Origin of the sequence: Streptomyces sp. CA-294286, assembly GCF_050947155.1 — a bacterium.
Classification (GTDB): Bacteria; Actinomycetota; Actinomycetes; order Streptomycetales; family Streptomycetaceae; genus Streptomyces.
The window spans coordinates 2,739,838-2,760,821 of record NZ_CP192005.1 but is presented as its reverse complement, the minus strand read 5'-3'; the positions used below and the strand labels follow the sequence as shown (position 1 = coordinate 2,760,821).

Below are 20,984 nucleotides of genomic sequence, written 5' to 3'. Positions count from 1 at the left end.
CATTCGACCGCGCCGACGCTTCGTACAGGCGTGATCGCGAGTTCACCGCCAGATGGCAAGCTTGAAGCATGAACGATGCTGCCCCGGTGCCCACCCCCGCGCCCGAGCCCCGCCGCCGTGCCCGTGTCCGCGCCCCCGAGCTGATCGGCAAGGGGGGCTGGCTCAACACCGGCGGGAAGGAGCTGACCCTCGCGGACCTGCGAGGCAAGGTCGTTGTTCTCGATTTCTGGACCTTCTGCTGCATCAACTGCCTGCACGTCATCGACGAGCTCCGCGAGCTGGAGCAGCGGCACAGCGACACCACGGTGATCGTCGGCGTGCACTCGCCGAAGTTCGTTCACGAGGCCGAGCACCAAGCCGTCATCGACGCCGTCGAGCGTTACCAGGTGCACCACCCCGTCCTCGACGATCCCGAGCTGGCCACCTGGAAGCAGTACGCCGTACGCGCCTGGCCGACGCTCGTCGTCATCGACCCCGAGGGCTATGTCGTCGCCCAGCACGCCGGTGAGGGTCACGCACACGCCATCGAACGCCTGGTCACCGAGTTGGAGGCCGAGCACGAGGCGAAGGGCACGCTGCGGCGCGGCGACGGCCCGTACGTCGAGCCGGAGCCCGTCGCCACCGACCTCCGCTTCCCCGGCAAGGCACTCCGCCTTCCCGGTTCCGGCAACCTTCTCGTCTCCGACACCACCCGCGACCAACTCGTCGAGCTCGCGCCCGACGGCGAGGAGGTGCTGCGCCGCATCGACGGGGACTTCGACGAACCGCAGGGGCTCGCCCTCCTCCCCGACGGCCGCGTCATCGTCGCGGACACCGTGAACCACCAGCTCAAGACGTACGACCCGGACAGCGGCGAGGTCACGGTCGTCGCGGGCACCGGCACGCAGTGGTGGCAGGGCGAGCCCACCTCCGGCCCCGCCCTCGACGTGTCTCTGTCGTCCCCGTGGGACGTGGCGTGGTGGCGCGGCGAGGTCTGGATCGCGATGGCGGGAGTGCACCAGCTCTGGGCGTACGACCCGGACTCGGGACGCGTACGGGTCGCTGCGGGAACCACCAACGAAGGTCTGGTCGACGGGCCCGCCGACCAGGCATGGTTCGCCCAGCCGTCCGGGCTCGCCGCCGCCGGGGAGCGCCTCTGGGTCGCCGACTCGGAGACCTCCGCGGTGCGCTGGGTGGACGCCGAAGGCGGGGTGCACACCGCCGTCGGCACCGGCCTCTTCGACTTCGGCCACCGCGACGGAGCGGCCGGACAGGCCCTGCTCCAGCACCCGTTGGGCGTCACCGCGCTCCCCGACGGGTCGGTCGCGATCTGCGACACGTACAACCACGCCCTGCGCCGCTACGACCCCGCCACCTCCGAGGTGACGACATGGGCGACGGACCTGCGCGAGCCGAGCGATGCCGTGCTCGACGGGGACGAGCTCGTCGTGGTCGAGTCGGCGCGCCACCGGCTGACCCGGCTCCGGCTGCCCGAGGAGGCGGTCCGGGTGGAGGCCGTCGCGCACCGTACGCAGCGCGCCGCGACCGAGGTCGCGCCGGGGACGCTGAAGCTGGACGTGGTCTTCCAGGCCCCGCAGGGCCAGAAGCTCGACACCCGTTACGGCCCGTCGACCCGGCTGCTGGTCTCCGCCACGCCGCCCGCCCTGATCGCCGCCGGCGAGGGCACGGGCACCGACCTCGTACGGGAGATCACGCTGAACCCCGACGTCACGGAGGGGGTGCTGCACGTGTCCGCGATGGCCGCGTCCTGCGACGACGACCCGGAGAACGAGTACCCGGCCTGTCACATGCACCAGCAGGACTGGGGCGTCCCGGTCCGCGTCACGGACACCGGTGCTTCCCGGCTGGCACTGGTCCTGGCAGGCATGGACGCAGAGGGCTGAGAGGACGGAGCGGGAGAGCACGGGGCTGAGCCGGAGGAGCGTGGACGCGGGCGTGGGCTCGCCCGGGGCGGAAGGGCACCGCGCGGGCCGACGGTCGGCTCCCGCGACGTGCGGTCGACCCGGCAGCCCTCGCGTGAGCACGGCCCCGGTCAGCGTCCCGTGGTCAGCGCCGCCGACGCCCGTGCGTGCCGATCGCCGTATGCCGCGGAGTCGCCCGTGAGCCGCAGCAGGGCCGACAGCGCCCGGCAGGCGCCCTCGTGGAAGCCCTCCTGCTCCGCCGTCTCGGCCGCCAGCGAGAGCAGTTCGACGCCCTCCGCCATCCGTCCCAGCTGGGCGAGCGACTCGCCGTGCGCGGTCTGGAGCAGCACCCTGCGGAGCAGCCCGAGATCGGCCGGGTCGAGGGCGAGTCCGTCGAGAGAGTGCCGGAGTGCGGCCTCCGGTTCGCCGGCGCGCAGGCAGTGTTCGGCGAGTGTCTGAAGGGCGAGCATCTCCGTCTGCCGGTCGCCCGCCTGCCGGGCCAGCTCGGCGGCGCGTACGCAGGCCCGGCGCGCCTCGGCGGCTTCGCCGCGCGACTGCTGCGCCAGCGACAGGTTGATCCGGCCGATCGCCTCGTCCACCGGGTTCCCCGCGCGCCCCGCCAACTCGGGTGCCAACTCCAGATGCGGGTACGCCTCTTCAGGCTTCCCCTCCTCCAGCAGGACCCATCCGAGCAGGGCGCGCACCCGCGACTCGGCGTCCGGGTCGGCCACCGCCACGGTCGCCCGCAGGGTCTGCTCCAGCATCGGCGTCCAGCCGTCCCGCACCCGCCACAGGACGTACGGCCACTGGAGCACGCCGAGCCGCCACACCCGTTCGGGACAGTCGGCGGACTCCGCTGCCGTCATCGCTCCGGCGAGTGCCTCGCGTTCGGCCGCGTACCACTCGATGACCTCTGCCCGGCTGCCGAACTTCTGTACAGGATGCGTCTTCGGCGCGTCGTCCGGGATCGTGCAGCAGGGGCGGCTGCCGGGTTCGGCGACGGCGTTGGCGGCGAGTGCGGTGTGCAGGTAGTGGTCGATGAGCCGGAGGGTGGCGTTTCCTCGGGTGCCGGAGCCTGTTTCGGTGCTCGTTCCGGTGGCGGTCTCGGTCTCGGCCTCGGCCTCGGCGAGTGCGCGTGCGTACAGGCGCACCAGGTCGTGCAGGGCGTACCGGCCCGGCCCCGCCTCCTGCACCAGGTGGGCTGCGGCCAGTCGGTCGAGCGCGGCGCCCGCTTCGCCCGGGGTGGACCGGGCGAGGGCCCCGGCGGCGTACCTGTCGAAGGTCCTGCCGGTGTGCGCGCCCAGGTTGAGGAAGGTCCTCCGGTCGGCGGGCCGCAACTTCTGCACGCTGAGGCGCAGCTCCGCCTCCACTCCTCGGTCCTCGACCTCCAGCATCGCCAGCCGGCTCTGTTCGTCGGCCAGTTCGGCGGCGTGCTGATGCAGTGTCCGTTCGGGGTGGGTGGCGAGGCGTGCGGCGGTGATGCGCAGGGCCAGTGGCAGCCCGTCGCACAGCTCGGCCAGCCTGCTCGCCGCTTCCGGTTCGGCTGCCGCGCGGCGCGGGCCGATCACGCCGGCGAGCAGCGCCGTCGCGTCCTCGGGGCCCAGGACGGAGAGCGGAACCGGACGTGCGAGATCGGCGGCGATCAGTCCGTCGAGCCGGTTCCTGCTGGTCACGACGGTGACGCAGTCGCCCCCCGAAGGCAGCAGCGGTCGCACTTGCTCGGAGCTGTGTGCGTTGTCGAGCACGACGAGCAGCCGTCGGTCCTCGGTGAGCCGCCGGTACAGGGCCGCGGCGGCGGCCGGCGTCTCCGGTACGGCGCGTCCGGTGACGCCGAGGGATACGAGGAACTCCCGTACCACGTCCACCGGTTCGGGGTTCGCGAGCGCATCGAAACCGTGCAGGTCGGCATAGAGGCGACCGTCGGGGAAGGCCGCGGCGGCGCGGTACGCCCAGTGCAGCGCGAGCGCGGTCTTGCCGACCCCGGCGGGCCCGGTGACGAGCACGACCGGTGCTTCGCCCCAGGCCGCCGCCTCCCCCACGGCGTCGAGCTCGTCCCGTCGTCCGAGGAACCCGCGCGGGCGGCGGGGCAGCAACTCCGGGACCGTGTACGGGCTGCGGGAGAGGAAGCCGGGCTCCGGCACGTGCGCGGCGGCACCGGTGGGCGCGGGGGTGGACGCCCACTGGTCCCGGGGCGGGGCCGGGGGCGCGGACCGCGAGGGCTCGCGTGGAGGCCGGGAGGAGGCAGCGGAGGGTACGGAGGCCGAGCTGGCCCCGGCTCCGGGGGCGGCCCCCGGCGCGGACATCGGACCGGTCGCGCCACCTGCCGCTGCGGCGGACGGCTCGGTCTCAGGAGCGGACGCCGAGCCAGTTCGGGAGGCGCCGGTGCGGGGCGGGTCCGGGGGAAGTTCTTCGTCGCCGGTGGAGGCGGCGGAGCAGGACGGGGCGTCCGAGCCCGCTTGCGGCCGGAAAGCGGACCCGTGGGCCGGACGGGGGCGTTCGGACACACCGTGGGACTCCTGGGACGCGTGGGTCGGCCGGGGCACGTCGGACGCTTCGGGCGCGGTGGTTGTGAGAGGAGGGCGGGAACTTCGCCTGTGGGTGCGAGTGTGTGACGGTACGTCGGGAGCGATGCCATCGGACTCGACGCCCCACGAGGGCCCGGTCCCGTCGGTGGCGCTCGTTCCGCCGGTGGAGCCGGTCCCGTCGGTGGCGCTCGTTCCGCCGGTGGAGCCGGTCCTGCCCGTAGAACCGGTCCCGCCCGTGACGTCGGCTCCGGGCCCGGCCCCGCCCGCGATTCCGGATCCGGCCGTCCCACCCGCGCCGCTCGTCCCTGCGCCTCGCGCATCCCTGTCGCCCTGTCCGTCGCCCTGGAGGATCGCCCGGTACGCGTCCTGGAGCGCGCGTCCGGGGTCCACGCCCAGTTCGTCGGAGAGCAGTCGTCGGGTGCGGTGGTACCAGTCGAGGGCGTCGGACTGGCGGCCGGCCCGGTAGAGCGCCTGCATCAGGGCGGCTGCCAGGGATTCGCGCATCGGGTGCGCGACCGCCTCGGTCCGCAGCACGGCCGCCGCCCGTCCGTGCTCGCCGAGCTTCCCATATGCCTCGGCCAGGTTCTCGACCGTTACCAGGCGGGTCTCCTCCAGCGCGTGCGCGGCTGCCCGGAGGGGTTCGGAGGTCACCGTTCCGGTGAGTGCGGGGCCGCGCCACAGGGCCAGGGCCTCGCGCAGCATCAACACCGCGTCCGCGGGTTTCCGCTGCCGCCTCGCCAGATGCACGAGTTCCTCGAACCGGTGCGCGTCGAGCAGCGACTCCGACGTCTGGAGGACGTACGCGCTTCCCCGGGTGGCGAGTTCCACGCCGTACGCGGCGGCTTCCCCGTCGTTCAGGAGCGCCCGCAGCCGCGAGACGTGCCCCTGGACGACGGTGCGCGCGTGGGCGGGCGGAGTCTCGTCCCAGATGGTGTCGATGAGCTGGTCGACGGGGACGGCGGTGTTGGGGCGCAGCAGCAGCGCGGCCAGTACGCTGCGCCGCTTGGCCGGGCCGAGCGGCAGCTCTCCGGCCTCGGTGGCGACGGACACGGCTCCGAGCAGCCGGAACTCCACTGACGCCTCCCCGAAGACCTGCGGCCCCCGTGCGCTTCTGTGCACCCGACGGAGGGGCGACGAGTCAGCTTACCGGGGCCGTTTTCGCCTCAGGCGTCATGCGGACGCCGAGATCCCGTGCGCCGCCCGTGGGACCGGTGACTTCTGTCTCACTCGTAGCGCCGGTCGCGGTCCTCGACCACGGTGGGCGGGACGACCATGCCCCTGCGGCGTTTGAGAACGCTCGTGAAGACGGCGATCCCGATGATGCCGACGAGCATCATGATCACCCCGACCATGTCGAGGTTGACGCCCTCCATTTTCCAGTCCGTGGCGAAGGTCAGGATGGCCCCCACCGCGACGAGGACGATGCAGCCGCCCAGTCCCATGTCAGTTCGCCTCCGAAAGTGATTGCGCACGACCGGCCCGGTTCCGAAGGAATCGAACCTCTGTTGAGACGCGGGTACCCGGGCCCGGAACGGCCATGCGCGGAGGCGGAGTTCACCCCTCCAGGAGAGAGGGGTTCAGGGGGTTCCTCGCGGAATCAACCCTCCAGGAATGCGGTCAGCGCGTTCGCCAGCAGGTAGGGGTCGTCCGCCCCGCACAGCTCGCGCGCACTGTGCATGGAGAGGATCGCGACGCCGATGTCCACGGTCTGGATGCCGTGCCGGGCGGACGTGATGGGTCCGATCGTCGTGCCGCACGGCATCGAGTTGTTCGACACGAAGGTCTGCCACGCCACGCCCGCCTTCTCGCAGGCCGCCGCGAACACCGCACGCCCCGCACCGTCGGTGGCGTACCGCTGGTTGACGTTGACCTTGAGGATGGGGCCGCCGTTGGCACGCGGGTGGTGCGTCGGGTCGTGCCGCTCCGCGTAGTTGGGGTGCACGGCGTGCCCGGTGTCGGAGGACAGGCAGATCGTGCCGGCGACGGCGCGTGCCTTGTCCTCGTACGTGCCGCCGCGGGCGAACACCGAACGCTCCAGCACGGCCCCGAGCAGCGGGCCGTCGGCCCCGGTGTCGGACTGCGAACCGCTCTCCTCGTGGTCGAAGGCGGCCAGCACGGGGATGTACGGCAGCTCGACGTCACCGCTCGCCACCGCCGCCAGCGCGGCCACGCCCGCGTGCACGGAGATCAGGTTGTCCATTCTGGGGCCGGCCAGCAGTTCCTCGTCCCGGCCGAGGTACGAGGGGGGCTCGACGGCGTGCGGCATCAGGTCCCAGCCCGTCACGTCCTCGGCGTCGACGCCGGCCTCCTGGGCGACGTACGCGATCAGGTCGCCCTCGTGCACCTCGCCCAACCCCCAGACGGGCTGCATGTGGCGCTGTTTGTCGAGCTTCATGCCTTCGTTGACCGAGCGGTCGAGGTGGACGGCGAGCTGCGGGACCCGCAGCAGCGCCCGGTCGATGTTGACCAGCCGGTGCGAGCCGTCGCGCAGGGTGAGCCGTCCGGCGAGCCCGAGGTCCCGGTCGAGCCAGGTGTTGAGCAGCGTGCCGCCGTACACCTCGACGGCGACCTGCCGCCAGCCCTCGTTGCCCGCGTCGGGGAGGGGCTTGACGCGCAGGTTGGGGGAGTCGGTGTGCGCGCCGACGATGCGGAACGGCGTGTGCGGCTCGGCGCCCTCGGGCACGTACCAGGCGACGATGGCCCCGCCGCGCAGTACGTACTTGCCGCCGGTCGTCCCCTCCCAGGCATCGGTTTCGGCGACCTGACGGAAGCCGACCTTTTCCAGCCGCGCGGCCGCTTCGGCCACGGCGTGGTACGGCGACGGGCCGGCCATCAGGAAGGACATCAGGTCGTCGGTGTGGCCGCGATCGAATCGGGCTGCGCTGCTCATGCGTTCAGCCTAACCAGCGGTGATGCCGGGCCGTGCCCCCCTGGTCGCGGTGCCGTGTCGCGGTCGCAAGGGGAGTCGGAGCCGCAGGGCGGTCCACCACCGGGCAGACGCGACGGCTCTCCCGCCGAGTGCCGGCCGGCCGGTCTACAGCCCCGGCGGTCGCTCGAAGCGCCGCCGCAACGGCATCCGCCGCTCTCCGCGCGGTACCCGCGGCAGCATCTGCGGCGTGCCTGCCGCGCGCTGCGCCTGGCGGCGCCGACCCGCACAGAAGATGCACTCCTCCCCGGGCGGCGCGTCCGGGTCCACGGGGGCGCCGGGGTGCTGGGCGCAGCCCGAGGAGTTGCGCGGCCGGGACAGCTCGCGGGCGAGCACGAACGCCCGGTGCAGAGCCTCGGCCAACGCCGCGAACTCCTTCGGTCGCGAGGACGTCCCCAGGTCGAAGGACCGCTCGTTGACCAGCGCGAACTGTGCCGTCAGCGAGCCCAGCGTCGCGCGCCGGGCAGGTCCCTCGGGCAGCCGGGGCGTCTCCTCGGCCGGGGTCGGAGCCGACCGCTCGTTGAGCCGTCGGCGGTGGTTGCAGATCAGGCAGCGACCCCAGCCGTCGGGCACGGTCGGGTCCACCGCCCCGTCGGGGTGCTCCTTGCAGCCGGTGACGTTGCGCGCGGGCGCCAGGTCGGCGGCGGTGCGGTAGGCCCCGTACAGCGAGTCGGCGACGGGTTCGTACTCGGCGGGGTACGCGCCGTCGTACAGGTCCTTCAGCAGGTCGTTCGCCGAGCCGAGGCGGCTGCGCAGTTCCTGAAGCGCGTACGGCAGCCCCGTTGGGACGGAGTACCCCTTGCCGCCGTGCTGCTGATCCTGTCCACCCATTCCAGCCATGTCACCAAGCCTGCCACGCACCACCGACAACGGGCCGGAGACGTTTCACGTGAAACGTCTCCGGCCCGTCCGCCGATCTGCGCGGCTCGTTCGTACGGTCCGTGCGCACGGCCCGCTCACGTCGCCCGGGGGCGGTCGGCAAGCCGGGCCGGTGTCCGGACGGGACTAGAACGCGGCCTCGTCCAGCTCCATCAGCGAGTTGTCGACGGCCTCGGCCTTGGCGCGCTCGACGCCGACGCCCGGCAGCACGTTCGCGGCGAAGTACTTCGCCGCGGCGATCTTGCCGGTGTAGAACGGAACGTCCTTCGCGGAGGCACTGTTCGCCAGCTTCTCGGCGGCCACAGCGGCGCCGCGCAGCAGCAGGTAGCCGACCACCACGTCGCCCGACGCCATCAGCAGCCGGGTCGTGTTCAGCCCCACCTTGTAGATGGACTTGACGTCCTTCTCGGTGCCCGCGAGGTCCGTCAGCATGGTGCCGACGATGGCCTCCAGGTCCACGGCCGCCTTCGCCAGCTGCTCGCGGGCGCCCGCCAGCTCGTCGCCGCCGGTGCCCACCGCCAGGAACTTCTTGATCTCCTCGGCGAGCTGGTTCAGCGCCGCACCCTGGTTGCGGACGATCTTCCGGAAGAAGAAGTCCTGGCCCTGGATCGCCGTGGTGCCCTCGTAGAGCGTGTCGATCTTGGCGTCACGGATGTACTGCTCGATCGGGTACTCCTGGAGGTACCCGGAGCCGCCGAAGGTCTGGAGCGACTGGGCGAGCTGCTCGTAGGACTTCTCCGAGCCGTAGCCCTTCACGATCGGGAGCAGCAGGTCGTTCATCGCGACGAGCGCCTTGGCGTCCTCGCCGGCCGCTTCCTTGAGTGCGATCTCGTCCTGCACGGACGCGGTGTGCAGCACCAGGGCGCGCATGCCCTCGGAGTACGCCTTCTGCTCGATGAGCGCGCGGCGGACGTCCGGGTGGTGCGTGATGGTGACCTTGGGCGCGGCCTTGTCCATGAACTGGGCCAGGTCCGGGCCCTGGACGCGCTCCTTGGCGTACTCCAGGGCGTTCAGGTAACCGGTCGACAGCGTCGCGATGGCCTTCGTGCCGACCATCATCCGCGCGAACTCGATGATCATGAACATCTGGCGGATGCCGTCGTGCTTGTCGCCGATCAGCCAGCCCTTGGCGGGGTGCTGGTCGCCGAAGGTCATCTCGCAGGTGTTGGACGCCTTGAGGCCCATCTTGTGCTCGACGTTCGTCGCGTAGACGCCGTTGCGCTCGCCGAGCTCGCCGGTCTCCCAGTCGAAGTCGTACTTCGGTACGAGGAAGAGGGACAGACCCTTGGTGCCCGGTCCCGCGCCCTCGGGACGCGCCAGCACGTAGTGGAGGATGTTCTCCGACATGTCGTGCTCACCGGACGTGATGAAGCGCTTCACGCCCTCGATGTGCCAGGAGCCGTCCTCCTGCTGCACGGCCTTCGTGCGGCCCGCGCCGACGTCCGAACCGGCGTCCGGCTCGGTGAGGACCATCGTGGAGCCCCACTGCTTCTCCACGGCGATCTGCGCGACCTTCTTCTGCGCCTCGTTGCCCTCGGTGTAGAGGATGCCGGCGAAGGCCGGGCCGGAGGAGTACATCCACACGGCCGGGTTCGCGCCGAGCAGCAGCTCCGCGTACGCCCAGATCAGGGAGCGCGGGGAGGTCGTGCCGCCGATCTCCTCGGGCAGGCCCAGGCGCCAGTACTCGGAGTCCATGAAGGCCTGGTAGCTCTTCTTGAAGGAGGCCGGGACGGGCGCGGTGTTGGTGGCCGGGTCGAAGACCGGCGGGTTGCGGTCGGCGTCCTCGAAGGAGGCGGCCAGTTCGTTCTCGGCGAGGCGGCGCAGTTCGTCGAGGATGCTCTTGGCGGTGTCGACGTCCATCTCCGCGAACGGGCCGGTGCCGTACAGCTTGTCGCGGCCGAGCACCTCGAAGAGGTTGAACTCGATGTCCCGGAGATTCGACTTGTAGTGCCCCATGGCGACGGCTCCGTATAGCTCGGGGAGGCGGATTCCTCGTACAAATACCAGCAAGTAGCTACGATGATGCTACCCGTCGGTAATAAGCCGCAACCCCATGCCGCCGGATGTGGCGCACTACTCTTTCCCGCATGTATGGCTACGAGCAGAATCCGGGCGCCCAGCAGGGTTACGCCCCGCCGGGCGGTCCCCAGCAGGGTTACGCCCCGCCGCAGCCGCCGCCGCACCAGGCGGGCCATCCGGGTGGGCACCAGTCCGGACATCAGGGCGGTCACCCGGGCACGCACCAGGGCGGCCGTCAGCAGGCCTACGGCGAGCAGCCGCTCTATCCCGAGCCCTCGCCGCCGTCCCTCGGGGACGCGGTGCGCGCCTTCACCACCGGCACGCTCTCCGCGGAGGACTTCCAGCAGATCTTCGCCTCCTCGAAGGTCTACTGCCCGCGCGGCGACGGTCCCGGCTTCCTGGCGCTGCACAACACCCAGCACCCGGTCATCCCGATGTTCACCACGCTCAAGGAACTGCGCAGGTACGCGGGCAAGGAGTCCAAGTACTTCGTGATCACGGGCGCCGAGGTCATCGACCTCCTGCCGACCGGATACGGCTTCGTGCTCGACATGGAGGGTGAGCACCGGATGGTGTTCGACGCCAAGGCGGTCGAGCAGATGGTGGACTTCGCCATGCGCCGCATGTACGGCTGACGGTCGCGCGAACGCCCGACGCCCGGCTGACCTGGGCTTCTCTCCCCGGCAGGGCTCCTCTTGCGGGATGTTCAGCTTTCAACTAAGTTGAATGTTGAACATTCCGCCAGGAGGTGGCTTCAGATGCCCGCAGTGACCGTCGAAAACCCGCTGACCCTTCCCAGGGTGACCGCCCCGGCCGACGCCGTCGCCCGTCCCGTGCTCGCCGTCACGACGGCTCCGAGCGGCTTCGAGGGAGAGGGCTTCCCGGTGCGCCGCGCGTTCGCGGGCATCAACTACCAGTACCTCGACCCGTTCATCATGATGGACCAGATGGGTGAGGTGGAGTACGCGGCCGGCGAGCCCAAGGGCACCCCCTGGCACCCGCACCGCGGCTTCGAGACCGTCACCTACCTGATCGACGGCACCTTCGTCCACCAGGACAGCAACGGGGGCGGCGGCACCATTCGCAACGGTGACACGCAGTGGATGACGGCCGGCTCGGGCCTTCTCCACATCGAGGCGCCCCCGGAGTCCCTCGTCCAGTCCGGCGGCCTCTTCCACGGCCTCCAGCTGTGGGTGAACCTCCCCGCCGCCGACAAGATGATGAACCCCCGCTACCAGGACATCCGCGGCGGCCAGGTCCAGCTCCTCACCTCTCCCGACGGAGGCGCGCTGCTGCGCGTCATCGCGGGCGAACTCGACGGGCACGACGGCCCCGGCATCACCCACACCCCCATCACGATGATCCACGCCACCCTCCGTCCGGGCGCCGAGGTCACCCTCCCCTGGCGCCCCGACTTCAACGGCCTGGCCTACGTCCTGGCCGGTCGGGGAGCGGTCGGCGCGGAGCGGCGCCCCGTGCACAGCGGCCAGACGGCGGTCTTCGGCGACGGAGGCGCGCTGACGGTCCGCGCGGACGAGAGCCAGGACGGCCACACGCCCGACCTTGAGGTCGTGCTGCTGGGCGGTCGCCCGATCCGCGAACCGATGGCGCACTACGGCCCGTTCGTCATGAACAGCCAGGCCGAGCTCCGCGAGGCCTTCGAGGACTTCCAGGCGGGACGGCTGGGCAAGGTGCCGGCGGTGCACGGAATGAAGTAGCGGGTACGGCGGCGGAGGCGGGGGCACACACGACAACGGCGCCCCCGCCGCCGCCCCGCCGGACGCACGGCCCGCCGGACGCACGGCCCGCCGGACGCACGGCCCGCCGGACGCACGGCCCATGGGCCCTACGGCCTATCGGACGCACGGCCCATCGGACCCGAGGTCGACATGCCGCTCGCCGACCGCCGGGCGCTCGCGACCGAAGCGCCCGGCCCGGCCTGCTCCTCCTGGTGCCGCGGGCGGGTACCGCGCCGGCCCGCGGTCCGCTCAGACGTCCTCGTACGACACCGGCGGCGCGTCCTCGTAGAGCTCGAACCAGATCGACTTGCCCTGGCCGCGAGGGTCCACGCCCCACTCGTGCGCCAGCATCTCCATCAGCAGCAGGCCGCGTCCGGAGGACGCCATCTCACCGGGCCGCCGTTTGTGCGGCAGCTCGTCGCTGATGTCCGTCACTTCCACCCGCAGTCGCCGCTTGCCGACCGGTCCGGTCGCCCGCGCCGTCAGCAGGGCGTCCCCGTCCGTGTGCACCAGGACGTTGGTGACCATCTCGGAGACCATCAGCACCGCCGAGTCGACCTGGTCCGCGTCGGCCCAGTCGTGCAGCAGCTCACGGAGCTGACGGCGGGTGCCCGCGATGCGCTCCGGTTCCGCCTGGGCGACGGTCAGCGCGGTGGAACGTACGGGGGAGACCTCCGTGACGGTGGTCTCCCGGCTCAGCAGCAGCACCGCGATGTCGTCCTCACGCCGGTCGGACAGGGGTCCCGTGGTGTGGTGCGACGGCGGGCCGTGCACCGCCTGCACCAGTTCGTCGGCCAGTTTCTCCAGGTCGAGTTCCCGGTGGCTCTCCATGATCGTACGGAGTCTCGACCAGCCGGAGTCGAGGTCGTGGCCACCGGTCTCGATCAGTCCGTCCGTGCACACCATGAGCGTCTCGCCGGGTTCCAGGGCGAGCCGGGTCGTCGGGTAGTCGGTGTCCGGATCGATGCCCAGAGGCAGCCCGCCGGCCGTCGTCCGGACGAGCACGGTCCCGTCCGGCATCCGCACAGCGGGCTCCGGATGGCCGGCCCGCGCCAGCTCGACCGTCCCGTCCGCGGGGTCGACCTCCAGGTACAGGCAGGTCGCGAAGCGCGGACTGGAGTGGTCCTCGGGCGCGTAGGAATCGGTGATGCCGTGCAGGAAGCGGGACGCGCGGGAGAGCACGGCATCCGGCCGGTGGCCCTCGGAGGCGTACGCGCGCAGGGCGATCCGCAGCTGGCCCATCAGCCCCGCCGCCCGCACGTCGTGCCCCTGCACGTCCCCGATGACCAGCGCGAACCGGCCCCGGGGCAGCGCGATCATGTCGTACCAGTCGCCGCCGACCTGGAGACCGCCACCGGTCGGTACGTAACGCGCCGCGACCTTCATGCCCGGTATGTCGGGCCCCAGCGTCGGCAGCATGGACCGCTGGAGGCCCGCCGACAGCTCCCGCTCCGACTCCTCGACCCCGGCCCTGGCGAGGGCCTGCGCGAGCATCCGCGCCACCGTCGTCAGCACCGACCGTTCGTCCGGTGTGAACGCGACGGGGTGCGCGAAGCCCGCCATCCACGCGCCCATCGTCCGCCCCGCCACGATCAGCGGCAGGAACGCCCACGACCTGCGGCCGAACCTCTCCGCCAGCGGCCAGGTCGCCGGGAACCTCCTCCGGTACTCCTCCGGGGTGGGCAGGTAGATCGCCCGGCCGGTCCGCACGACCTCGGCCGCCGGGTAGTCCGTGTCCAGCGGCATGTTCGTGAACGGCTGCTCGTCGCCGGGCTTGTGCCCGTGGTGCCCTATCGTCGTCAGCCGGTCGCCCGCCGCCCCGAACACCGCGAGGCCGTCCGGGGAGAATCCCGGCATCGACAGCGACGCCGCCACCCGCAGCACCTCCGCAGTGGACCGCGCCTCCGCCAGCGCACGCCCGGCGTCCAGCAGGAACGCCTCCCTGGAGCGCCGCCAGTCACCGGTCACGGGGGTGCGCGCCGCAGTGCCCGGAGGGGACTCGGCGACCTCCTGGATGGTGCCGATGAGCTGGTAGTCGCCGTCCGAGTCGAAAGGCCGCGACCGGCTCCGTACGGTACGGAGAACCTGCCGCCCGTCCTCGGACATGATCCGCAGCCGGGCCTCCGCGACGGTGCCCTCGGCGACGGCGAGCTGCACGATGCCGTGTATCTCGTTCCAGTCCACCGGGTGGAAACGGGAGCGGGCGGCCGACTCGGTGAGTGTGACTTCCTCGGCGGGCAGGCCGACAAGGCGGGCCGCCTCGGCGTCGAAGGCAACGGTCCCGGCGGCGTTGTCCCACCGCCACAGGCCCGTGTCGATCGCGGCCAGCACGTCCTCGGTGCGCATGAGGGACATACTTCCAGGTTGCGCGGAGATGGGCCGCTCGGGGCACCGGCGGGCGATGTTTCACGTGAAACGACGCCTGAAAAACGGGATGCGTGAGGCCGGTAACCTGGACCGAAGTTGATTCCCGCCTGTCTCGCGAAGAATCTCGCGAAGAATTGGATGAACGATGCAGCATCGGTACAGGTCCCACACGTGCGGCGAGCTCCGCGCCTCCGACGTCGGCGCAGACGTCCGGCTGAGCGGCTGGCTGCACAACCGTCGCGACCTGGGCGGCATCCTCTTCATCGACCTGCGCGACCACTACGGCATCACGCAGCTCGTCGCCCGTCCGGGCACCCCCGGCAACGAGGCCCTGGCGAAGCTCACCAAGGAGACCGTCGTCCGCATCGACGGCAAGGTCTCCGCCCGTGGCGCGGACAACGTCAACGCCGAGCTGCCCACCGGCGAGGTCGAGATCGAGGTGAGCGGGGTCGAGGTGCTGGGCGCCGCCGCCCCGCTGCCCTTCACGATCAACGCCGACGACGGCGTGAACGAGGAGCGGCGCCTGGAGTACCGCTTCCTCGACCTGCGCCGCGAGCGCATGCACCGCAACATCATGCTGCGCTCGTCCGTGATCGCGTCGATCCGTTCGAAGATGGTGGCGCTCGGCTTCAACGAGATGGCGACACCGATCCTCACCGCTACCTCCCCCGAGGGCGCCCGTGACTTCGTCGTTCCGTCCCGTCTGAACCCCGGCAAGTTCTACGCGCTGCCGCAGGCGCCGCAGCAGTTCAAGCAGCTGCTGATGATCTCGGGCTTCGACCGCTACTTCCAGATCGCGCCGTGCTTCCGCGACGAGGACGCCCGCGCGGACCGTTCGCCGGGCGAGTTCTACCAGCTCGACGTCGAAATGAGCTTCGTCGAGCAGGAAGACGTCTTCCAGCCCATCGAGAAGCTGATGACCGAACTCTTCACCGAGTTCGGCAACGGCCGCGAGGTCACCTCGCCCTTCCCGCGCATCCCGTTCCGCGAGTCGATGCTGAAGTACGGCAACGACAAGCCGGACCTGCGCGCCCAGCTGGAGCTCGTCGACGTCACGGACGTCTTCGCGGACTCGGGCTTCAAGGCATTCGCCGGCAAGCACGTCCGCGCGCTGCCCGTCCCGGACACCGCGAAGCAGTCCCGCAAGTTCTTCGACGGCCTCGGCGACTACGCGGTCGAGCAGGGCGCGAAGGGCCTGGCGTGGGTCCGCGTCGGCGAGGACGGCCAGCTGGCCGGCCCGATCGCCAAGTTCCTCACCGAGGACGACGTCAAGGCGCTCACCGACCGTCTCTCCCTCGTCCCCGGGCACGCGGTGTTCTTCGGCGCGGGCGAGTTCGACGAGGTCTCCAAGATCATGTCGGCGGTGCGCGTCGAAGCCGCGAAGCGGTCCGGGCACTTCGAGGAGAACGTCTTCCGGTTCTGCTGGATCGTCGACTTCCCGATGTACGAGAAGGACGAGGAGACCGGCAGGATCGACTTCTCGCACAACCCCTTCTCGATGCCCCAGGGCGGCATGCAGGACCTGGAGGAGAAGGACCCGCTCGACATCCTGGCCTTCCAGTACGACATCGTCTGCAACGGCATCGAGCTGTCGTCGGGCGCGATCCGCAACCACGAGCCCGATCTGATGCTCAAGGCGTTCGAGATCGCCGGTTACGAGGCCGAGACGGTCGAGCGGGAGTTCGCCGGCATGCTGCGCGCCTTCCGCCTCGGTGCTCCGCCGCACGGTGGCATCGCCCCGGGCGTCGACCGCATCGTGATGCTCCTCGCCGACGAGCCGAACATCCGCGAGACCATCGCGTTCCCGCTGAACGGCAACGCCCAGGACCTCATGATGGGCGCCCCGACGGTCCTGGAGGAGACCCGTCTGCGCGAGCTGAACATCCAGCTGCGCAAGCCGGTCGAGAAGTAGCTCGACTGATCACTCGTTCGGCGGAAGGGCCCGGAATCCTCGGATTCCGGGCCCTCGTCATATGCGGTCCAGCCATGGCGAAGGTGAGGGAGAAACGAGCCGGTGCGCGGCGCAAGCCCGTACCGTGGAAGGCACCACCGATCCCGGAGGAGGCCGCCGTGAGTGTCACGGAGGAGAGGTCCGGCGTGCTGACGCAGGACTTTTTCGAGGGCTTGGCCCGCGATGCCGTCCGGCGTGACGAGTTCGTCCGCCTGGAGTTCGTGAACGGAAGGATCGGGGTCAAGGCGTTGCCGAGAAGCCGTGTTGCTCCCCGACCCCGTCGGCATCGCGCTCGACACCGAGCCGCTCAAGAGCTGGGTGGACTGACCCGGGGCGGACGCGGCGCGGCTACGGCAGCCGCCACATCTGCGCTGTGTCGCAGGCCCACTCGGCGCTGTCCGACCTGACCCTACGTACGACGAAGGGCCCGGGATCTCCACGATCCCGGGGCCCTCGCCGTACGGACGGAGAACCGGCCTACACGGCAGGCTTCTCCTCCAGGCGCGGGAACAGCACCGCGCCCTTCGTCACCGTCGCGCCCACCGGCAGCTGACCCCAGTCGGCCGCGTCCTGCACCTTCTGCGCGGCGAGCGCGCCCAGCCCGGCCGCGTCCGCGCCCAGCGAGTCCCACAGCTTCTGCGACGTGTCCGGCATCACCGCGTTCAGCAGGACGGCCATCGCGCGCAGCGACTCGGCGGAGGTGTAGAGGATCGTCGCGAGACGTGCCCGGCCCTCGTCCGAATCGTCCTTGGCCACCTTCCACGGCTCCTGCTCCGTGATGTAGCCGTTGACCTGCTTCACGAAGTCGAAGATCGCCAGGATGCCGCCCTGGAAGTCCAGTTCCTCGCCGATCAGGCGGTCCGCCTCGGCGACGGCCTTCACGAGGCCGTCCTGCACGGCGGCCTCCGCAGCGCCGGAGGCGGACGCCGCGGGCAGGGTCCCGCCGAAGTACTTGCCGATCATGGCGGCCACCCGCGAGGCGAGGTTGCCGAAGTCGTTGGCCAGCTCGGAGGTGTACCGGGCGGTGAAGTCCTCCCACGAGAACGAGCCGTCGCTGCCGAAGGCGATCGCCCGCAGGAAGTACCAGCGGTAGGCGTCCACGCCGAAGTGCGAGGTCAGGTCCTGCGGCTTGATGCCGGTCAGGTTCGACTTCGACATCTTCTCGCCGCCGACCATCAGCCAGCCGTTGGCCGATACCCGGCCCGGCACCGGCAGCCCCTGCGCCATCAGCATGGCGGGCCAGATCACCGAGTGGAAGCGGAGGATGTCCTTGCCGATGAGGTGCACGTCCGCCGGGAAGACGGACGTGAACTTCTCCTCGTCCGCGCCGTAGCCCGCCGCCGTCGCGTAGTTCAGCAGCGCGTCGACCCAAACGTAGATGACGTGCTTGTCGTCCCACGGCACGGGAACGCCCCAGTCGAACGTCGACCGCGAGATCGACAGGTCCTGAAGTCCCTGCTTGACGAAGTTCACGACCTCGTTGCGCGCGGACTCCGGCTGGATGAAGCCGGGGTTGGCCTCGTAGAACTCCAGCAGCTTCGGGCCGTACTCGCTCAGCTTGAAGAAGTAGTTCTCCTCCTTGAGGATCTCCACCGGCTTCTTGTGGACGGGACAGAGCTTCGTCCCGTCCTCCGCCTCGATGAGGTCGCCGGGAAGCTTGTACTCCTCGCAGCCCACGCAGTACGGGCCCTCGTAGCCGCCCTTGTAGATCTCGCCCTTGTCGTACAGGTCCTGCACGAACTCCTGGACGCGGTCGGTGTGACGCTTCTCCGTAGTCCGGATGAAGTCGTCGTTCGCGATGTTGAGGTGCTCCCAGAGAGGCTTCCATGCCTCTTCGACGAGCTTGTCGCACCATTCCTGGGGCGTGACCCCGTTCGCCTCGGCAGTGCGCATGATCTTCTGACCGTGCTCGTCCGTGCCGGTGAGGTACCACACCTTCTCGCCGCGCTGACGGTGCCAGCGCGTGAGCACGTCGCCTGCGACGGTCGTGTAGGCGTGGCCCAGGTGAGGAGCGTCGTTGACGTAGTAAATGGGGGTCGTGACGTAGTACGCCGCCGCCCCCTGCTTCTCGATTCCAGTGGCCGCCATGCGGAAATCTTAATCGCCGGTACGGGGCCTCCTCACCCGCATAGAGGGCCGCCCCGGCGTGCGCGAGCCCGGGGCGGCCCCTCATGTGTGCTGGTGGGGGGTACGGGTCAGCCCTTCAGCCACTCCGCAGAGCCGGCCAGCAGCCCCTTGTAGAGCGCGGCGTCGGTGAGGTCGGCGGGCGCCGGGCCCGCGTGGAAGAAGGCGGCGTTCGGAGCGTCCAGCTTCCGCAGGTAGTCGAAGCCCTTGGCCTCCGTCTCCCCGAAGGCCACGAACTGCCAGAAGAGCGGCAGCCGGGCGGCCTCGGCGAGCGCGGCGGTCGCGGCTCCCTTGGCCTCGGGTGCGCCGTCCGTCTGGAAGATCACGAGCGCGGGGCCGTCGTGGTCCCCGTCCTTCTCGTACTGCTCCACGACCTGCTCGATCGCGCGGTGGTAGCTGGTGCGGCCCATGTGTCCGAGGTCCGCGTGCAGGGCGTCGATCTTGCCGGGAGCGTCGTCGAGCGTGATCGTTCCAGTGCCGTCGATGTCGGTCGAGAAGAAGACGACGGGCACCTCCCCGCTCCCGTCGAGGTGCGCGGCGAGCGCGAGGGCCTGCTCGCCCAGCTTCTGGGCGCTGCCGTCCTTGTAGTACGGACGCATGGAACCCGACCGGTCGAGCACGAGGTACACCCGCGCCCGCGCCCCCTCCACGCCCGCCTTCTTGAGCGCGGCCCCGGCGGCCCGGTACGCCCCGGCGACCTTCGCGGTACGCGACTTCACCTGAGCGCCACTGAGCGCGGGCCCGTCGGAAACGGAGTCCTCGGCGGGTGCGCCTTCGGCCGGGGTGCCCTGGGCAGAGGTGCCCTGCGCGGAGGTGTCCCGGGCGGGTGTTCCTTCGGCCGGGGTGCTCCGGGTGCCCTGGGTCGCGGGCTCGTCGTCCGGTCGGGACTTGCTTGCGGTAGCGGTAGCGGTCGCAGGCTCCGGCTGGGACTTGCTTGCGGCCTCCGGCTCATCGTCCGGCTGGGACTTGCTCGCGGTCGCGGTCGCGGTCGCGGGCTCAGGCTCCGGCTTGGTCGCCGGTGTGCGCTCGCTGTCCGGCTGGGGCTCGGCCTTGTTGTCCGTGGGCTTCGCCTTGTTCACGGGCTCGGTCCGGCTCGCGGCTTCGGCCTCGGCCTGGCTCGCAGGTTCGGGTGCGGCGGTGGGCTCGGCCTTCGCGGCGGGCTCGGGCTCGGTGTCCGGCTCGGGTACGGCGGCGGGGACGGCCGCTGCGGCGGGCTGGTCCTCTGCGGTGGGCTTCGCAGCGGGGGCGGACGGTTCGGTCCGGGTCGCTTCGGGGTCCGTGGCTCGTTCCGGACTCGTGTCACGGTCCGTCTGGGCCGGAACCTGGCCCTTCGCGGAGGCGGGTCCTGCGTTGGTGGGCTGTGTGGCCGCGGGCTCCTCCGTGAGGGCCTGCTGGGCCGGTACGTTCACCTCGCGCGCCGCGGGTTCGCCCGGGGTCGGCTTGGGCTGGGGCTTGTCGAAGGCTTCGGCCACCAGATCCGCAGCGAGACTCCGCTCCGCGTCCGTCCGGGCGGCAGACGTCTCGGCCGTGGAACCAGCTTTCGCAGCAAGGGAGTTGACCGGCTCCGTGCTGCCGGCCTCCTTCCCGGCCTCCCCGGCGTCCGCCGACTCGGCGGCTCCCGGGTCGCGCTCGGCCTGGGCCGGTACCGAGGGCGCTGCCGACGCCGACTCGTTCGTTCCGCTCGCCTCGTTCGACTCGTTCGGGCCGTCGGTCTGTTCCGTCCGGCCGCCAAACACCTTGCGCAGCAAGCTCCGAATGCCCATGGGCGAGGCCTTTCGACTGGGAGTGATGTGAGTGAGTGGGGTGCGGTGCACTTCCATGACCGGGTATGTCCACGGCTGGCACGATTGATCCCTGACCAGGGGTGACACGTAAGGTTAGCGGCCGCAATCAGTCGCCCGGAGCAGTGCCTTCCGAGGCCCTGGACAACGTTTTTAGCCCCCGATTGGGCCGCACGGGTGGGGTTTGTCCGAAGAACTGCGAATCGGAGTGGCGGTCCGCGCCTTCCCGTGCGTCGTCGGCATCATGAGGACAGTACGAAAACCGGACATCCCGGAACCGCAGCGTTCCGGGTCACCTCATGGAGTCGTGTCATGAAGACGATGTGGACTGCACTGATCGGCGCGATTGTCGCGCTCCTCGCGGCGATGGGCTTCGCCGCCCCGGCGTCGGCCGCCACCGCGCCCGCCCCCACCGACAACAACTCCTCCGCCGGCGGTGCCGCCGACACCCGCCAGTCGTCGACGGCCCCGGTCGGAGCGCGCCAACACAGCCCCCTCGACGGGCAGGTGGCCGACGCGTCGCCTTCGGCGCGCTGGTCGATGGAAGGGCTGACGCGTTCCGTGCCGCCCACCATGAAGCAGCGCATCCGGGCCGAGGCGCACGGCGGCTCCCCGAGGGTGCGCCAGGTCCCCGCAATGGACCGCACGCAGTCCGGTGTACGCGACGACTACGAAGCGGTCGCCTGACCACCACGGGCCGCACCGCCGCGTACGACCGGGCCCGTACGGCAGGGCCCATGCGACAGGAACGAACGGAAGTCCGTACGGAATG

General features: G+C 71.0%; 13 protein-coding genes. 5 read left to right on the top strand and 8 right to left on the bottom strand.

Annotated elements, in window-relative coordinates; all coding sequences use genetic code 11:
* Positions 1–68 precede the first annotated feature (68 nt).
* Complete coding sequence (locus tag ACQPZG_RS17010; protein WP_433546601.1) at positions 69–1,883, top strand: NHL domain-containing thioredoxin family protein; 1,815 nt, start codon at positions 69–71, stop codon at positions 1,881–1,883.
* A 149-nt stretch (positions 1,884–2,032) separates the two neighbouring features.
* On the opposite strand, the gene ACQPZG_RS17005 is transcribed toward ACQPZG_RS17010, so the two are convergent.
* The 5 genes from ACQPZG_RS17005 to ACQPZG_RS16985 form a co-directional block, all read right to left on the bottom strand.
* On the bottom strand, positions 2,033–5,500 hold the full coding sequence (locus tag ACQPZG_RS17005; RefSeq protein WP_433546600.1) for an AfsR/SARP family transcriptional regulator: 3,468 nt from the start codon (positions 5,498–5,500) through the stop codon (positions 2,033–2,035).
* Between the two features lie 149 nt (positions 5,501–5,649).
* A complete protein-coding gene (locus tag ACQPZG_RS17000) occupies positions 5,650–5,868 on the bottom strand; it encodes a DUF6458 family protein (protein WP_433546599.1) in 219 nt (72 codons plus the stop codon).
* 155 nt (positions 5,869–6,023) lie between these two features.
* A complete protein-coding gene (locus ACQPZG_RS16995; RefSeq protein ID WP_433546598.1) occupies positions 6,024–7,316 on the bottom strand; it encodes a M18 family aminopeptidase in 1,293 nt (430 codons plus the stop codon).
* Between the two features lie 144 nt (positions 7,317–7,460).
* On the bottom strand, positions 7,461–8,192 hold the full coding sequence (locus tag ACQPZG_RS16990; protein ID WP_433546597.1) for a hypothetical protein: 732 nt from the start codon (positions 8,190–8,192) through the stop codon (positions 7,461–7,463).
* Between the two features lie 165 nt (positions 8,193–8,357).
* Positions 8,358–10,187, bottom strand: coding sequence for an acyl-CoA dehydrogenase (locus ACQPZG_RS16985; protein WP_433546596.1), 1,830 nt, complete (start codon positions 10,185–10,187; stop codon positions 8,358–8,360).
* A 131-nt stretch (positions 10,188–10,318) separates the two neighbouring features.
* Here ACQPZG_RS16985 and ACQPZG_RS16980 point away from each other — a divergent pair, with 131 nt between their 5' ends.
* Positions 10,319–10,885 (top strand): SseB family protein, encoded by a 567-nt coding sequence (locus ACQPZG_RS16980; RefSeq protein ID WP_433546595.1) that lies wholly within the window; start codon positions 10,319–10,321, stop codon positions 10,883–10,885.
* A 123-nt stretch (positions 10,886–11,008) separates the two neighbouring features.
* A complete protein-coding gene (locus tag ACQPZG_RS16975; protein WP_433546594.1) occupies positions 11,009–11,968 on the top strand; it encodes a pirin family protein in 960 nt (319 codons plus the stop codon).
* Between the two features lie 270 nt (positions 11,969–12,238).
* Here ACQPZG_RS16975 and ACQPZG_RS16970 read toward each other — a convergent pair whose 3' ends face one another.
* Positions 12,239–14,335: a SpoIIE family protein phosphatase gene (locus tag ACQPZG_RS16970; protein ID WP_433549441.1), complete on the bottom strand. Its 2,097-nt coding sequence runs from the start codon at positions 14,333–14,335 to the stop codon at positions 12,239–12,241.
* A 166-nt stretch (positions 14,336–14,501) separates the two neighbouring features.
* On the opposite strand from ACQPZG_RS16970, the gene aspS reads away from it, so the two are divergent.
* A complete protein-coding gene (aspS, locus tag ACQPZG_RS16965) occupies positions 14,502–16,268 on the top strand; it encodes an aspartate--tRNA ligase (RefSeq protein WP_433546593.1) in 1,767 nt (588 codons plus the stop codon).
* A gap of 516 nt (positions 16,269–16,784) precedes the next feature.
* Here aspS and metG read toward each other — a convergent pair.
* Both metG and ACQPZG_RS16955 read right to left on the bottom strand, forming a co-directional pair.
* The gene (gene metG, locus ACQPZG_RS16960) at positions 16,785–18,395 is read right to left on the bottom strand and encodes a methionine--tRNA ligase (protein ID WP_433546592.1); all 1,611 of its coding nucleotides are present in this window, start codon (positions 18,393–18,395) and stop codon (positions 16,785–16,787) included.
* Between the two features lie 107 nt (positions 18,396–18,502).
* The gene (locus ACQPZG_RS16955; RefSeq protein WP_433546591.1) at positions 18,503–20,194 is read right to left on the bottom strand and encodes a VWA domain-containing protein; all 1,692 of its coding nucleotides are present in this window, start codon (positions 20,192–20,194) and stop codon (positions 18,503–18,505) included.
* A 330-nt stretch (positions 20,195–20,524) separates the two neighbouring features.
* On the opposite strand from ACQPZG_RS16955, the gene ACQPZG_RS16950 reads away from it, so the two are divergent.
* Complete coding sequence (locus ACQPZG_RS16950; RefSeq protein ID WP_433546590.1) at positions 20,525–20,899, top strand: DUF6344 domain-containing protein; 375 nt, start codon at positions 20,525–20,527, stop codon at positions 20,897–20,899.
* The last annotated feature ends 85 nt before the right edge of the window (positions 20,900–20,984 follow it).

Bases quoted from the DNA above. Each gene is read 5' to 3' on its own strand.
- ACQPZG_RS17010 (WP_433546601.1), top strand. From the start codon at position 69: ATGAACGATGCTGCCCCGGTGCCCACCCCCGCGCCCGAGCCCCGCCGC.
- ACQPZG_RS17000 (WP_433546599.1), bottom strand. From the start codon at position 5,868: ATGGGACTGGGCGGCTGCATCGTCCTCGTCGCGGTGGGGGCCATCCTG.
- ACQPZG_RS16995 (WP_433546598.1), bottom strand. From the start codon at position 7,316: ATGAGCAGCGCAGCCCGATTCGATCGCGGCCACACCGACGACCTGATG.
- ACQPZG_RS16990 (WP_433546597.1), bottom strand. From the start codon at position 8,192: ATGGCTGGAATGGGTGGACAGGATCAGCAGCACGGCGGCAAGGGGTAC.
- ACQPZG_RS16985 (WP_433546596.1), bottom strand. From the start codon at position 10,187: ATGGGGCACTACAAGTCGAATCTCCGGGACATCGAGTTCAACCTCTTC.
- ACQPZG_RS16980 (WP_433546595.1), top strand. From the start codon at position 10,319: ATGTATGGCTACGAGCAGAATCCGGGCGCCCAGCAGGGTTACGCCCCG.
- ACQPZG_RS16975 (WP_433546594.1), top strand. From the start codon at position 11,009: ATGCCCGCAGTGACCGTCGAAAACCCGCTGACCCTTCCCAGGGTGACC.
- ACQPZG_RS16970 (WP_433549441.1), bottom strand. From the start codon at position 14,335: ATGCGCACCGAGGACGTGCTGGCCGCGATCGACACGGGCCTGTGGCGG.
- aspS (WP_433546593.1), top strand. From the start codon at position 14,502: ATGCAGCATCGGTACAGGTCCCACACGTGCGGCGAGCTCCGCGCCTCC.
- metG (WP_433546592.1), bottom strand. From the start codon at position 18,395: ATGGCGGCCACTGGAATCGAGAAGCAGGGGGCGGCGGCGTACTACGTC.
- ACQPZG_RS16955 (WP_433546591.1), bottom strand. From the start codon at position 20,194: ATGGGCATTCGGAGCTTGCTGCGCAAGGTGTTTGGCGGCCGGACGGAA.
- ACQPZG_RS16950 (WP_433546590.1), top strand. From the start codon at position 20,525: ATGAAGACGATGTGGACTGCACTGATCGGCGCGATTGTCGCGCTCCTC.